Below are 13,903 nucleotides of genomic sequence, written 5' to 3' on the forward strand. Positions count from 1 at the left end.
CCTTAGATCTCCGACTCTTCCTCGGCCTTCATGCTGGAGACCTGATCGACTCCGGGAAGCATGGCAAGGTCGCGCAACAGATCGGACACGCGCGCGGGATCGCGCAGCAGCAGTCGGTACGAGACATCGGTGCCCACGGCCTCGGAGTCGAAGTGGCGGTTCGCGCACTGGGTCTTGAAACTGTGTCGGTCCAACAGGCGTTCGAGCGCCGGCAGCTCGGACACCGCGCGCGACCAGTGCAGGTTCAGGATCAGATCGTAACGATGCCGGCTGCCAAACGACGTGGCCCACAGATAAAGCGTGACGGCCACCACCACGAGCGTACCGACGATCGCGGTCGAAAACTTCTGCGTACCGCAGGCCATGCCGAGCACGATCACCGCGAGCACGTAGGAGGTGTCCAGGGTGTCGCGCAGGATGTTGCGGAACCTCACGATGGCGAAGACCGCCATGAGCCCGAACGCAGTCACGAGATTGTTCGAGAGGACCGTCAGCACCAGCGCCACGATCACGGGCATCAGGATGAGCGACACCACGAACGAGCGGGAATACGACACGCCCGAGTGGGTGAACATGTAAACCCAGGCGATCAGCTGGCCCATCAGAAAGGCCAGCAGCATGGCGAGCAGAACGGTCTGGAAACTTGTCGGCGCGATCCCGTAGTCGCCCTGCAGCAGTGCGTTCATGGACTCCGTTCCAACCCGAAATCCAATCGTCAGGCAACTGCAACTGCGGGCCGGAGCGCCGGAGCGCCCGCGCGGTCGGGCACGAGGCGGCGGATGCTGCCGGCGACGCGCAGACCGACGCCGCGATTCGAGAGCCGATACTCGCCGAGGAGCGCGACGCCCTGCGCGTACTTCGGCGCGCCACCGCGCACGAGCCCGAGGGCGCGAATCATTTCGCCGCACCAGTTCGGCATGCGATCGACGAACTTCAACTCGAGGACCACATGATCGTCAAAGGGCGCGACTGCCTCGCCGAGCGCCGTCGTCAGGCCGGCGCTGAATTCGGTCTCGCACTTCACCGTGCGATCAAACGTGACGCGCACGGCATTGTTGACCGGACTCATCCACGCCTCGCGTTGATAGGCGACATGGGACTTCGGGGTCGCGCGCAGACGGTGGGTCAGGCGGCAGAATTCCTGCAGGGCGACCAGTTGCCGGCCGTCGGGCGCGGCGAGATGGCGCAGTTGCGGTGGCTGGCCGTCGAGGAGCGCCTGCACGGAATCGCGGCGCACCTTCGCCCGCATCTTCGAAATCACGTCATTGGTCCGGCGCTTAATCTCAAAATAGACCGTGGAATCGGAGTCGCTGTAATACCGGATCCGGAGCTTGAAGCGGTTCTTTTCACCGCACTGCACCGCCTGGTAGGTCGCGAGGTCCGGGGAATCCAGATAGAGCGAGTGAACCGGATAGGAGTTGTGGGGGAAACGCGACGCGAAGTCGTCCGGTTTCAGGTGGCAGCTTACAAACCGCCGGATTTCCCGGGCGGTCTCCTCTCGAACCAGGTACTTCAGTTCGAAACGTTGAGTCTGTAGGCGATCAAGTGCCATCGTCGGCTGAGGTGACGTCCGTTGATTTGGATTGTTTCATGGCTCGCGCTTTTTTCGTCAGGACTTTCCAACGGCTAATGCGCGACCTCCTTGATGTAATAGCGCCGCGGGAAGTACGGGCGCAGCCGGACACGGAGTGGCGGCCACTAACCGCGTCCAGCCAAGGCGTAAGACCGGACCCTCCGTAATCATCCCGGAAGTTGCCGGGGAAATCCCGTAGTGGGAATTACGAACCCCGGGTCGAAGTGTTAGCCCGGGGGCGGCGCGAAAGACTTATCCTACGTGCGCGTAGTATTACGCTATGGCCGACGTTTCAGCATCGTGCCGCCGAGAAAGAGCCAGTCGGGTTTCATCACGGTGGAAGGGTCATCGACGGGAAACGTGAGCCCGCGCAGGCGGGAGCCATCGGCACCGACAAGGATCAGGGAGTAACCCTGCAACGTCCATTGGCCGGTGGCATTCCGACCGGGACTCGATTGCAGCCGGGCGGACTCCGCGGTGGAGCCGGCGATCGAAATGCCGCTCCACGTGAAGGAGCCGTCGGGGTTCAGATCGAGGCGTGGATTGCCGGCCGGGTTTGGACCGCGCACGAGTTCGTCGCCTCCTTCGTAGGTGCCGGCGACGTCACCCGCGTGGCTGAAATTTTCCACGGGGCTGAAGATGCCCTGGTCCCAGGTGAAGCCCCGGCCCTCACGCTCCAGCTCCGCTTCGCTCGTGGAGCCGTCGGTCCATGTCACCTTGAGGCTGCCGCCGTCGCTGCTGGCGCGGCCCTTGGGGCCCGGGTGAGCGGCGAGATCCGAGCGGGAGAAGCCGTACGCAAGATTCCGATACGTGGAACCGTCGGGTGCAAAGTACCACGCCTCCTTCTCGGCCACGCGCGTGGCGCTCCGGTATCGGTTCATCAGGTACAGGCCGGCGGGGAGGCCGTCCTGGAACGCCGCCGGCGCGGGCTGTTCGAACTCGGGTTCGGCGGCGGGACGCGGGCGGGCGGCGAGTCCGGGGATCGCGATGGCAGCGATTGCGGCATCGGCGCTGGCGTTATGTCCGGCTTTGCGGACCAGATCGGCGAACTTGGGGTCGCCGTGCAGGGGCGCGAGATCGGGATCGGTCTTCAAGTGATCGACGTCGTCGAAACCAAGTGCGATCGACAGGTCGAGCGCGCCCAGGGCGTACGGAAGTCGCGGGCCGCCCGCCTGGGCTTCGATGCAGGCGAGGTTGTAGTGATGCACCGGGTTCTGCGGTTCCCACAGGATGACCTGATCGCAAATCTTGCGGGCGCGGCTGAAGTTCTTCGTTTCGAGCGCGCTGATCATCACCGGATACATCAGGTCGATCGCCTCGCGGCGGCTGGCGGCGTCGTTCTGGGCGCGGGCAGGCGCGACGGCGGCCACGCCACTGACGAGGGCGAGCAGGAACCGAAGAAACAGACCGGATGAAACGCGCATGAATCAGAGGAGACGGACCAAGCCGAATGAGCACCCCGCGCGGACCCCGTCAAGTGCGGGGAACCGGGAGGTGAGAACGCGTTTCGCTTCCGCGGGCAAAAACGGGGCGGGCCTCAGCTCGCCACCGACATCGGCTGCTCGACGCGCAGCAACCGTCCGGTCGAGGCCTCGAGGCGGACCACGTTCCCGGAGACCGCACGGACGACGAGGGTGTCGCCCTCGAGCCCGACAATGGCGGCGCAGGGATCCGCGGGCTCTGGCCACTCGGCCATCCACTGCAACCGGAATGCGCCGTCGAGGCAGTAGAGATTGGGCAGTCCCGGGAGCAGGCCGTAGGTATGCTCGCGGACATAGTAACACAGCGGACCCGGACAGAATTCGACGACCGCGGTGGCGAGCGGCAGATGGCCGACGGCGCGCGCTCCGAAGCGGTTGAGTTGGCAAAGGGAGCCGTCGATCACGGCCAGGGAAGGGGATTCGGAATTCACAAGCTGGAGAAGAAAGGCGAACAGGCGCGTTACGATTCGGCGACACAAAATTTCGCGAAATGCGCGCATGGTTTGCATTGATCGCGGGCGCAATGAGCGCGGAAGGCGTGGGAATGATTCGCCGGCGTTGCATTTGATTTCCGCGAACGCGGCGACGCCGGATGGGTCAATACGCGATTTCACCCGTCGGGTAATTTCGCACCTTTTTTCACCAGCGCGGCTTGCGCGGGGCTTGGACGTGCCGATAGCCTCACGACTTATTGCATGAAGAAAGCACTCATCACCGGCATCACGGGTCAGGACGGATCCTATCTCGCGGAACTCCTGTTGGAGAAAGGTTACGAGGTTCACGGCGTCATCCGCCGCGCTTCGACTTTCAACACCAGCCGCATTGATCATCTTTACCGTGACCCGCATGTGAACGGCGTCCGGCTCTTCCTGCACTATGGTGATCTCGCGGATTCCGTCCAGATGGTGAAGCTGCTGTACGAGCTCCAGCCGGATGAAGTCTATAATCTCGGCGCCCAGTCGCATGTACGCGTTTCATTCGACATCCCCGAATACACGGGTGACGTCGATGGACTCGGCGCGCAGCGCATCCTCGAGGCGATCCGTGAGGCCGGCCTCGTCAAGAAAGTGCGTTACTACCAGGCTTCGTCCTCCGAAATGTTCGGCAAGGTGCAGGAAGTTCCGCAGACGGAAACCACGCCCTTCTGGCCGCGGTCGCCGTACGGTTGCGCCAAGGTGTACGCCTATTGGCTCACCGTTAATTACCGTGAGAGCTATGCGTTGCACGCCTCCAACGGCATTCTCTTCAACCACGAGAGTCCGCGACGCGGCGAGACGTTCGTCACGCGCAAGATCACCCGCGCCGCCACCCGCATCAAGATGGGGCTGCAGGACTCGATTTACCTCGGCAACCTCGACGCCCAGCGCGACTGGGGCTTCGCGAAGGAATACGTCGAGATGATGTGGCTCATGCTGCAGCAGGACAAACCCGACGATTATGTCGTCGCGACGAACGAGACGCACAGCGTGAAGGAATTCTGCCAGGAGAGCTTCAGCCTGCTCGGTCTCGACTGGGAGAAGTACGTGAAGTACGATCAGCGCTACGAGCGTCCGGCGGAAGTCGAGCTGCTCATCGGCGATCCGGCCAAGGCGCGCAAGCAGCTGGGCTGGGAGCCCAAGGTCAAATTCAAGGAGCTCGTGAAGATCATGATCGATCACGATCTCGCGCTGGCCAAACGCGAATCGCAGATTGCGAATCTGCCCACCGTGTCGAAGCCTCCGTTTGCATGAAGCTCTATATCGCCGGACATAACGGCATGGTCGGCGGCGCGCTCGTACGCCGCTTCCAACGCGAGACCGGCGTTACCCTTTTGCTACGCACGCGGCGGGAACTCGATCTCGGCAGCCAGGCGGCTGTGGATGCCTTTTTCGCGACGGAGAAGCCGGATGTCGCCATCATCGCGGCGGCAAAGGTCGGCGGCATCCACGCCAATAACACCTACCCGGCGGATTTTCTCTTCGATAACCTGGCGATCGCGGCGAACACAATCAACGCCGCGCACCGCGCCGGCACGCGCCGGCTCCTTTTCCTGGGCAGCTCGTGCATCTATCCGAAGCACGCGCCGCAACCGATGCCCGAGGACTGCCTGCTGACGAGTGCGCTCGAGCCGACGAACGAAGCCTACGCGATCGCGAAGATCGCCGGCCTCAAGCTCTGCCAGTATTTCCGGAAGCAGTACGGCGTGATGTTCCACTCGGCGATGCCGACCAACCTCTACGGTCCCGGCGACAATTACCATCCGCAGAACTCCCATGTGCTCCCGGCGCTGATCCGCCGTTTCGATGAAGCCCGCGCGGCGGGCAAACCAGAGGTGGTGGCGTGGGGCACCGGATCGCCGATGCGTGAATTCCTGCACGTCGACGATCTCGCCGACGCCTGCGCGTTCCTGCTGAAGCTCGAGAATCCGCCTGACTGGGTAAATGTGGGCACCGGCACGGACGTGACGATCCGCGAGCTGACGGAAACGGTGGCGGCGGTCACCGGTTTTAAGGGCCGGATCACGTGGGACGCGAGCAAGCCTGACGGCACGCCGCGCAAGCTCATGGATGTTTCGAGACTTTCCGGCCTCGGCTGGAAGGCGCGCATCGCGCTGCGCGAGGGCATTGAGAAGACGTTTGCCAGCTACGTGGCGGAAAAGGCAGCGGGTACGCTGCGCGGGTGAGGGCTTGGTTGCCTTGGGCAGTTCCCGATCAGCGTTCGTCTCCTCCGTAAGCGCGTCGCCACCCCGGCGGCAGGCAGGGTTACGATCACTTTGGGTGCCGCGTCGCCCACGACTGCGGGCATGAGAGGGGATGTCCTCGCGATTCCAAGTAGTCGAGGGCTGGGCTGGTTTGTGGCAGCGTCGTTGAAGCACGTAGTCGCCCTCGGGGAGAACGCTGCGGGGGCGGGGCGGAATGTCGCGGCGCGTTCGTCGAACACTGTGGTCGGTCCGCCAAGCGCTGTAGCGTTTGCGCGATGTGCTGCCGCTCCCGCGCGGAATGCGGTGGTCACTCTGCGGAATGCTGCAACGACTCCGAGGAATGCTGTGGCCGTTCTGTAGAATGCTGTGGCCAGTGCGCGAAACGCTGGGCGCCTTGCTCAAGCCGTAAAATGAGAGCTGCCTTGGGCGGTAAGCGGGCAAAATGCGGTCACGTTGAGATTCGAGCCCGGAGCCGAAGGTTTGCGGGTGGTTTCCTCCTCGCCGAAGTGCGGCCTTTTCGCGGTGACGCGAAAAATCCAGTTCGACACCCGTTCGGATCTCTCCAAGTCCTCCGCGGCACCAAATCATGGGAGAGGCTAAGAAACGTCGGTTCTGTCCGGCCGTGGGCCGCGAAGTTTCCTCCGCTGAGTGCGGCGAGAATCGGCTCAGCCGCTATGCGTGCCCGGAGTGCTGCGAACACAATCCGTTCCGATTGGCCGCGTACTCGCATTTGCTGGAGACCGAAGACCGGCTCGACTTAGCCACGGTTAAACGACTCGCCGCCGAGGACGCGGTGGCCCGGGAGGCGATGCTCGCGGCGGCCCGCTCGAATCGTGATCTCGGTCTGCACGCCGTATCCGCGTGGCAGATCTTCTTTCGGCGGGATGCGGGCGGACGGACTTTTGCCGAGCGCTGGGAGCAGGCCGGCTTCGCGGGCCTGCGCAACGACGATCGGGTGCTGTTCCGCGGCAAGATGAAGCTGCGCGTCGCTCTGGTCGAGGTGCACCGTGTCATCGATGCCGAAAGGCTCGAGGTCGTCGACCTGCTGCGGCCCGACGATGCGCCGTTCATCGTCGTCGATCGCAGTCTGGCGGCGCGCGCCCCGCGTTTCTTCGTCGGGCTGGGCTGGGTTTATCCCCTGGCCTATTTTTGGCGGCTTTCCGGCTCGGCGCTTGAGCTCACCGACCTGGGGCCGGGCACGTGGCGCGAAAACATCGAGGCGATCGTGGCTCACCTCGGCGGCCCGGTGGGTGGACCGGCCCAGGCGTCGTGGCTGGCGGAGAATTTCGTGCGGATGTGCGAAGCGATTATCGCGACGGCCCAGGAGCGGCGGCGGCTGATGTTCGCGGGGATCGATGGTGCCTGGGGTGCGGCCACCTACACCTTGCAGATGCCGCTGGCGAAGGCACTGCGGCTACTCGAGAAGGAGTCCGCGGTGCAGCCTGAAGAAGTTACGCCCGAGCAACGCCAACAGGGCTTCGTCGGCGTGTTTGTCTGGTTCGATGATCGGCCGGAGGCTCGAACCTTGGGCAACACGGGGCAGTCGCACAGCGTTGTCCTCGGACGGGTGCTGGTCGGCGCGCGGGAGTGGCGGCTCGAGGCGATGGGGCGGGCGCGCCTGCAGGATTTTCGCGCCCGTTTCGAGGCCCGCATGGGCAAGGCGGTCACGTTCTCCCGTGAACGCATCGACGACCTTACGGGCCGGATGGCGTTGGCCGAACCGACGCCGAATCTTGCGCTGGTGCCGCCGCAGTTACTGGAAGAGCCGAGAAAGTTGGAGGTTTCCACGTCCCAGGTGCCGCTGCCTCCGCCGGGGATGTCTGCAGCCGATTTTCAGGCGGGGATGAAACAAGCGATCCAGCGCGCGTGGAAGGACGAACCCGTGCCCGCCCTCGGTGGGCGGACGCCGCGCGAAGCCGCCCGGAATCCGGCGACCCGGGCGCAGGTGATCGAGTGGGTCAAGCAGCGGGTGCGGGAGATCGACTCGGAGAACCTCCGCACGGGCGGCTGTGAGGACGCCAATGAGCTGATCCGCGATCTTGGCCTGACGGAGATCGACTTCCCGCCCCCTCCGTCCCGACAACGGCCGCCTGAAGACGATGCAGCGGCCTCGGAGTCGATGGATGACGATTTCGACGACTTCCGCCCGGAGCCGGCTGGGGTGGCGAGGCGCCTGCCCGCGCCCCGTTTGATGGGACCTCCGCTGACCCAGGAAGAGGCCATCGCACGCGTGGAAGCGGCCCTGCAACAGTTCGATCATGCGGCCGACGCGCTGGGGGAAATCGTCGCCTCCGGCAGCGACATCGTGGACGACCTGCAGGCGATGACCGAAGAGATGTTTGCCGCAGGGGAATTCGAAATGCTGGTGCCGCCGTTGATCGAGGCCTGGTTCGCTCTGGTTCCGCCGGGGGTGCGCGCGCCCGCATTGAACCGCGACCGGCTCGCTGACGAAATCGACGCCTTGAACGCGCGCTTTGCCGTGGGCAGGGACATTGCCGCCGACGAGATCGCGAAACTGGCCGAGGCTGGCCGACAGCCCGCACTGCTGACGGTGCTTATGGCGCAGTTTCTTTCCGGCATGGACCGCATGCCGAAAAAGCTCCGTCAATCGGCCAACGCGCGGATCGCATCCCTGATCATACTGAGAGCGACGCTTGACGAACTGGACCGCGCGCTGCGAGCGGGGTGAGCGGTGGATTGCGAGACGCGAAGGTTTTCGCGGAAAAAGCTTCCGGCCCGCTGCGCTGCTGAGTTTACCTCAGCGTTTCGCATTTCGTGCCGGCCTCCCGATTCACATTTCCGCCTCCGCCACGTTGGGCCTTCGCACTCGTTGCGCTTGCCGCCTTCGCCTTCCTGCTTCGCGTCTACCTCGGAATCTGGACGCCGGAACACGGCATCACGAAGTTCCTGCGCGTCGGCCAGGAATTCGACAACCGGGGTACTGCGGTCTTCAAGGCCACGCCGAAGTTCATCGATCCTTATCCGGCGCACCGCTGGGGCTTTGACGGTCAGCTCTACGCCGAGATGGCGCTCGATCCGCTCCTGCTCGATCCGCATCTCCACATCGCCCTCGACGATCCGCCATACCGGGCGCAACGCATCCTGCTCTCGTGGATCGCCGCCGTGCTCGGGCTTGGCAATCCGTTCTGGACGCTCAATGCCTTCGCCGCGCTCAATCTGATCTTCTGGGTCGGCTTCGCGTGGCTCGCCGCGCGGTTGTTCGCGCCGCTGGGGTGGGCCGGTCTCGGCGGCTACGCAGCGATGCTCGTAACATGCGGGATCATCGAGTCGATGCAGGCTTCGCTCACGGATCTCCCCAGCTTCACGTTGATCCTGGGCGCGCTGATGCTCGGAGGCACGGGCGGCGCGGTCGTGCTGGCACTGGCGGCCCTGGTGCGGACGACCTCGCTGATCGGATTTGTCGGGCTGGCGGAATTGCCCCCGCCGTGGCGCGAGGCGATCAAGAAGAACATCGTGCGCGGCCTCATCGCGGCCGTGCCGGTGGCGCTATGGGTACTGTATGTCCTTTGGCGGTTTCGCGGCCGCGAAGTGGGCTTTGACGGTGGCAATCTCGCGATGCCGTTCCGCGGCATGATGGAGAAGCTCGGGGAGTTCAGCGTGACGGCGTTCCATGGGCCGATCCGCTGGCACCGGTGGCCGTTCGAACTCTACAAGAGCTACGATTTGCACGCGCTGCTGACGATCGTTTCGGTGGTGACGCAGACCATCTTCATCGCGCTGCATCGCGACTGGCGGAATCCGCTGTGGCGCTGGGGCGCGGTCGTGGCGGTCTATTTTTCCTGCATCAGCTTTCTGTCGTGGGAGAGTCATTTCACCATCACCCGGCATGCGCTGCCCATGACGCTGGTGTTCAATCTGCTGCTCGCCGCGAGGCCGGGGCGCGCCTGGTTGATCTGGTTTCTACTCGGGAACAGCTTTGTGCCGTTTGGCGTGCGTTACTTCGATGGCATGCGGGAATTCCGTTCGCCGCCGCCGCTGCCCGAATTCGTGATCGCGGCACCGGCGGCTATGGCCGCGAAGGCGGTCGAGGTGCGTTACGGTGAAGGCTGGTCGGACCAACAATGGTGGCCGGATGCGACCTGGCGCTGGGCCCGCGATCACCGCACCACGCTGATCGTCCGCAATGCCACCGATCGCACGATCCGCGCCGAGTTGCGCTTTCTGGCCACGTCGCCGCAGGCGCGGGACCTGGTCGTGACCACCGGATCGACGGGTGAGTTTCGCGCCGACCTTCCCGCGGGCCGCAAAGTCATCGCGGTCCCGTTGCCTGCGTTGCCGCCGGGCGAGACTCAGCTCACGTTTTCCGTTTCCGGCGACCGGGTGAAAGCCAAGGATTTCACGGCGGGCGACGTGACCTTCAAGATGGAGGCGCCGCAGTTGATCCTCGCCGCGCCGTGACGCCGCCGGGTGGCGTTTGCAGCCTTGTGCTTTCGTCATTCCCTTGTTCCTTCAGGCCCTCACACCCTTTCTCATGATCGCTCCCGAGACCTTCAACCACATCGAAAACATCAAGAAGCGCGCCGGGCATCTATGGAGGTTTCTTTGACTGCGATCAAAAGCAGCGCGAGATCCAGGCGATGGAGGCCGAGATGGGCGCACCCAGTTTTTGGGATAACAACGAGCGCGCGCAGAAACATATCGGCAAGCTCAACGGCCTGAAGAAATCCGTCCTGCCGGTGGTCGCCTTTCAGAAGAAAGTCGACGACGTCGGCGTCATGGTCGAGCTGATCGAAGCTGCCTCTGCCGGCGAACGGGAAAGCTACGAGCAGGAACTTGAGGATCAGGTTTCGGCCATGGGCAACGAACTCGACCAGCTCGAGATCGCGTCCTTCCTCACGGGCCAGTTCGACAAGAACAACGCGATCTTCTCGATCCAGGCTGGCGCGGGTGGCACGGAGTCGAACGACTGGGCCGACATGTTGTTCCGCATGTACAACCGCTGGGCCGAACGCCGTGGGTTCCAGGTGGAACTCCAGGATGTGCAGGTCGGCGATCAAGCCGGCATCAGCAAGGCGACGGTTCTCATCAAAGGCGAAAACGCCTACGGCTACGCCAAGGCCGAGCGCGGCGTGCACCGCCTCGTGCGGATCAGTCCCTTCGACTCCAACAAGCGGCGGCACACGTCGTTCTGCGCGATCGATGTCGTCGCCGAGATCACCGAGGAAATCGAAATCGAGATCCCCGAGGCCGAGATTCGCGTCGATGTCTACCGGTCGTCCGGCAAGGGCGGTCAGGGCGTCAATACGACCGACTCCGCCGTGCGTCTCACGCACATTCCCAGCGGCATCGTGGTCGTCTGCCAAAACGAACGTTCGCAGATCAAGAATCGCGCAACTGCGTTGAACGTCCTCAAGTCCCGCCTGTATGAGAAAAAGCAGGACGAGCAGCGCGCGGAGATGGACAAATTCTACGGCGAGAAGGGCGAGATCGGGTGGGGCAGCCAGATTCGCAGTTACGTCCTGCAGCCGTATCAGATGGTCAAGGACCTGCGCACGGGCGTGAGCACCAGCGACACCCAGGGCGTCCTCGACGGCGATCTCGATCGCTTCGTGAACGCCTGGCTGCGTGCCGGCTGTCCGCGGCATCGCAACAAGGACATCCAGATGGAAGAGTGAGGAAAATTGCGGAGTGCGGAGTGGGGATTGCGGATTTAGAAACACACTTCTTCCGATTCCTTCAGTGAGCCGCAGCTTCCGTCCCTCCGAACGATCCGCACTTCGCAATCCGCAATCCGCAATCGAATGTCCGGTCTTTCCTACGAAACCATTCGCTCCGCGCTGGCCGACCAGCCGTTGTTCGAGGACAAGACGTGGCAGCTGTCGCCCGAGGCCTGGCCGCTGACCGCTGAACAGCTCGCCGAACTCGAGGCCATCGGCGTCGCGTGCCATGAGTTTCAGCAGGCGCTCGAAGCGCTCTACCTGCGGTCAGTCGCGGGAAAAAACCTCCTGCGCAACAAGCCGCTGCTCGCGCCGTGGGTCGCCGACTACCTCGATCGCGGCAAGCCCGCGGCGCTGATCGCCCACGCGCGCGATCCGAAAAATCGCGGCGCCTTTCCGCTGGTGCTGCGGCCCGATCTGCTGATCACCGACGAAGGTTTCGTCCTGACCGAACTCGATTCGGTGCCGGGCGGCATCGGGCTCACGGCGTTTTTGAACCGCCTGTACGGCGGAAATGCCGGCGGGACGCCGGCGCTCCCGGGGGGGATTCTGGGGGCGGACGACGCCATGATCAAAAACTTCCACGTGGCGCTCGCGGCGCTGCGGCCGGAGCAGCGCAATCCACTGATCGCGCTCGTGGTCAGCGACGAGGCCGCGACGTACCGGCCGGAAATGCAGTGGCTCGCGCACCAGCTTCAGCTGCAGGGCAAGCGCGTGTTCTGCCTCAAGCCCGAGGATCTCTTCCCGCTCGAGAACGCGCTGTTCTTCGACGTGGAGGGCAATCCGGAGAAAATCGACGTCATATACCGCTTCTTCGAGCTCTTCGATCTCGAGAATATCCGCACCCAGAAATTCATTTTTGAATCCTGGCAGGCGGGCGAGGTCGCGATCGCGCCGCCGATGCGGCACTTTCAGGAGGAGAAACTCGCGCTGGCCCTTTTCCATCATCATCTGCTGCAGGATTACTGGGCGGAGGCGTTGAGCGGTCGCTCCGTGAAGTTGCTGCGGACGCTCATTCCGGCGTCGTGGGTGATGGATCCCGCACCCTTGCCGCCCGGCGCGGTGCTCGACGGTCCGCGGGTCGGCGGTCGGTCACTCAACGACTGGCGGGACCTCGCGAACGCTTCGCAAAAAGAACGCGATCTCATCATCAAGATCAGCGGCTACCACGAGACCGCCTGGGGCGCGCGCAGCGTCGTGCTCGGGAGTGATTGCTCGCGCGAGGAATGGCAGGGCGGCGTCGATCGGGCGGTGGCGCTGGCTCCGACCAATTTGCACGTGTTGCAGGCTTACCGGAAGCCACGCCGGCTGGAACATCCGGTCTTCGACCGACCGTCAACGGAGCCGGGTGTCGTGGGTGCGTCGTCGCCGGCGGCGCAGATCAAGGCGGGCCGGCTGCGGCTCTGCCCGTATTACTTCATCATCGAGGGCAAACCCCGGCTCTCCGGTGCGCTCGCGACGTTTTGTCCGCCGGACAAGAAGATCATTCACGGCATGCAGGACGCCGCGTTGCTACCGTGCCGGCTGGTGCCGGCGGGGTGAAGTCTCCGTCAGCGTGCGACCGGCCAACGGATTGTTGCAGGGGCACGACTCGCGCGCGCCTTGGGACGCACGCGGTGACGGGCAGCCACGCGCACGCTAGGTTCGCCTCTCGTTGCAACGGTATGTTTCCGCGTAGCCGAATCATACCAATCGCTCCTTGCTTTTGGACTTCTGGATCGATCGTGGCTACGAGCGCCAGCGAGTGGCCACGGCTAAAGTCCAAAAGCAAGGAGCGATTGGTATCAGGTAGGCGAGCGCATCGGAGCGGGAGTCGAGCGTCCAAATCGGGAGGCCGGCGGTTGATAATCAACCGGCCGATCGGAATTCACCGGTTGGTCTTGCTCTCAACTCTCATCTCTCAGCTCTCAACTCTCAGGCCTCAGCCTTCAACTGCCTGAGTTTGGCCTAGGCTGCGACCGCCTTGCCGACGACGGCCAGCGTGGGTTTCGGCGACTCGGAGGCGAGGTGAGCGAAGAAGGCATCCCGGCGTTCCCGGGCGATCCGGACGTCCTTCGTGCCCAGTGAGCGACGAATACGCTCCTTGGTGAAGGGCGTCGGATGAATCGTGTAATGCAGGAACCAGGTCCCGTGGTTGTTCCACAGGTGATGGTTCGGGTTTTCCGCGCGAACGCGGATGCCGGGGAGGGTGGTGAGCAGACTCATGATGCGTGATGTTCTTGTGGGAGGTATCGCGCCTCAGGTTTGAAAACAAAAAACCGACCTGGGCATCAGGTCGGTTTCGTCTTCGGGAGCGTTCTTGGTTCGAGGCTCAGATGAGTCTCGCACATCCGGGGTCTCCCCCCGATCCACCGTGGCCGCTCCCGGCCCGGTTGGCGGAGCTGGCTTGTTAAGGCCAGCTCGTTCCTGATGCAACTTCGACGGTGTGGATCAGCACCGAACCGTCCAGACTTTTCTTTGTAGTTTATTCTCTACGTCCGCCGCCGCGTTT

General features: G+C 63.7%; 11 protein-coding genes. 6 read left to right on the forward strand and 5 right to left on the reverse strand.

From position 1 onward, the window contains the following. Positions 1–2: 2 nt before the first annotated feature. From ACLJEU_RS07205 to ACLJEU_RS07220, 4 genes are all read right to left on the reverse strand, one after another. The gene (locus ACLJEU_RS07205) at positions 3–686 is read right to left on the reverse strand and encodes a DUF4956 domain-containing protein (protein ID WP_414661927.1); all 684 of its coding nucleotides are present in this window, start codon (positions 684–686) and stop codon (positions 3–5) included. Between the two features lie 29 nt (positions 687–715). Then, positions 716–1,552 (reverse strand): VTC domain-containing protein, encoded by an 837-nt coding sequence (locus ACLJEU_RS07210; RefSeq protein WP_414661928.1) that lies wholly within the window; start codon positions 1,550–1,552, stop codon positions 716–718. A 299-nt stretch (positions 1,553–1,851) separates the two neighbouring features. Further along, on the reverse strand, positions 1,852–2,997 hold the full coding sequence (locus ACLJEU_RS07215; RefSeq protein ID WP_414661929.1) for a TPR end-of-group domain-containing protein: 1,146 nt from the start codon (positions 2,995–2,997) through the stop codon (positions 1,852–1,854). 113 nt (positions 2,998–3,110) lie between these two features. After that, the gene (locus tag ACLJEU_RS07220; RefSeq protein ID WP_414661930.1) at positions 3,111–3,485 is read right to left on the reverse strand and encodes a hypothetical protein; all 375 of its coding nucleotides are present in this window, start codon (positions 3,483–3,485) and stop codon (positions 3,111–3,113) included. Positions 3,486–3,749: 264 nt separating this feature from the next. Between ACLJEU_RS07220 and gmd the strand changes: the two genes are divergently transcribed. The 6 genes from gmd to ACLJEU_RS07250 all read left to right on the forward strand — a co-directional run bounded on the left by gmd (position 3,750) and on the right by ACLJEU_RS07250 (position 12,954). Beyond that, positions 3,750–4,784, forward strand: coding sequence for a GDP-mannose 4,6-dehydratase (gene gmd, locus ACLJEU_RS07225; protein ID WP_414661931.1), 1,035 nt, complete (start codon positions 3,750–3,752; stop codon positions 4,782–4,784). Beyond that, the gene (locus ACLJEU_RS07230) at positions 4,781–5,716 is read left to right on the forward strand and encodes a GDP-L-fucose synthase family protein (protein ID WP_414661932.1); all 936 of its coding nucleotides are present in this window, start codon (positions 4,781–4,783) and stop codon (positions 5,714–5,716) included. The genes gmd and ACLJEU_RS07230 overlap by 4 nt, the downstream gene beginning before the upstream one ends. Before the next feature lie 640 nt (positions 5,717–6,356). Then, positions 6,357–8,423, forward strand: a complete 2,067-nt coding sequence (locus tag ACLJEU_RS07235) for a hypothetical protein (RefSeq protein ID WP_414661933.1) — start codon at positions 6,357–6,359, stop codon at positions 8,421–8,423. 86 nt (positions 8,424–8,509) lie between these two features. Continuing rightward, positions 8,510–10,153 carry a hypothetical protein gene (locus ACLJEU_RS07240; protein WP_414661934.1) on the forward strand — a complete coding sequence of 548 codons (1,644 nt, stop codon included), beginning with the start codon at positions 8,510–8,512 and terminating at the stop codon, positions 10,151–10,153. Positions 10,154–10,226: 73 nt separating this feature from the next. Beyond that, a protein-coding gene (prfB, locus tag ACLJEU_RS07245; RefSeq protein WP_414661935.1) for a peptide chain release factor 2 occupies positions 10,227–11,370 on the forward strand; the annotation gives its coding sequence in 2 pieces (ribosomal slippage) (positions 10,227–10,298 and positions 10,300–11,370; 1,143 coding nt in all). Between the two features lie 126 nt (positions 11,371–11,496). Further along, complete coding sequence (locus ACLJEU_RS07250; protein WP_414661936.1) at positions 11,497–12,954, forward strand: hypothetical protein; 1,458 nt, start codon at positions 11,497–11,499, stop codon at positions 12,952–12,954. Positions 12,955–13,359: 405 nt separating this feature from the next. Here ACLJEU_RS07250 and ACLJEU_RS07255 read toward each other — a convergent pair whose 3' ends face one another. Further along, a complete protein-coding gene (locus tag ACLJEU_RS07255) occupies positions 13,360–13,617 on the reverse strand; it encodes a hypothetical protein (RefSeq protein ID WP_414661937.1) in 258 nt (85 codons plus the stop codon). Positions 13,618–13,903 lie beyond the last annotated feature (286 nt).

Source organism: Terrisphaera buseokensis (assembly GCF_047521145.2).
Taxonomy (GTDB): domain Bacteria; phylum Verrucomicrobiota; class Verrucomicrobiia; order Opitutales; family Opitutaceae; genus ER46.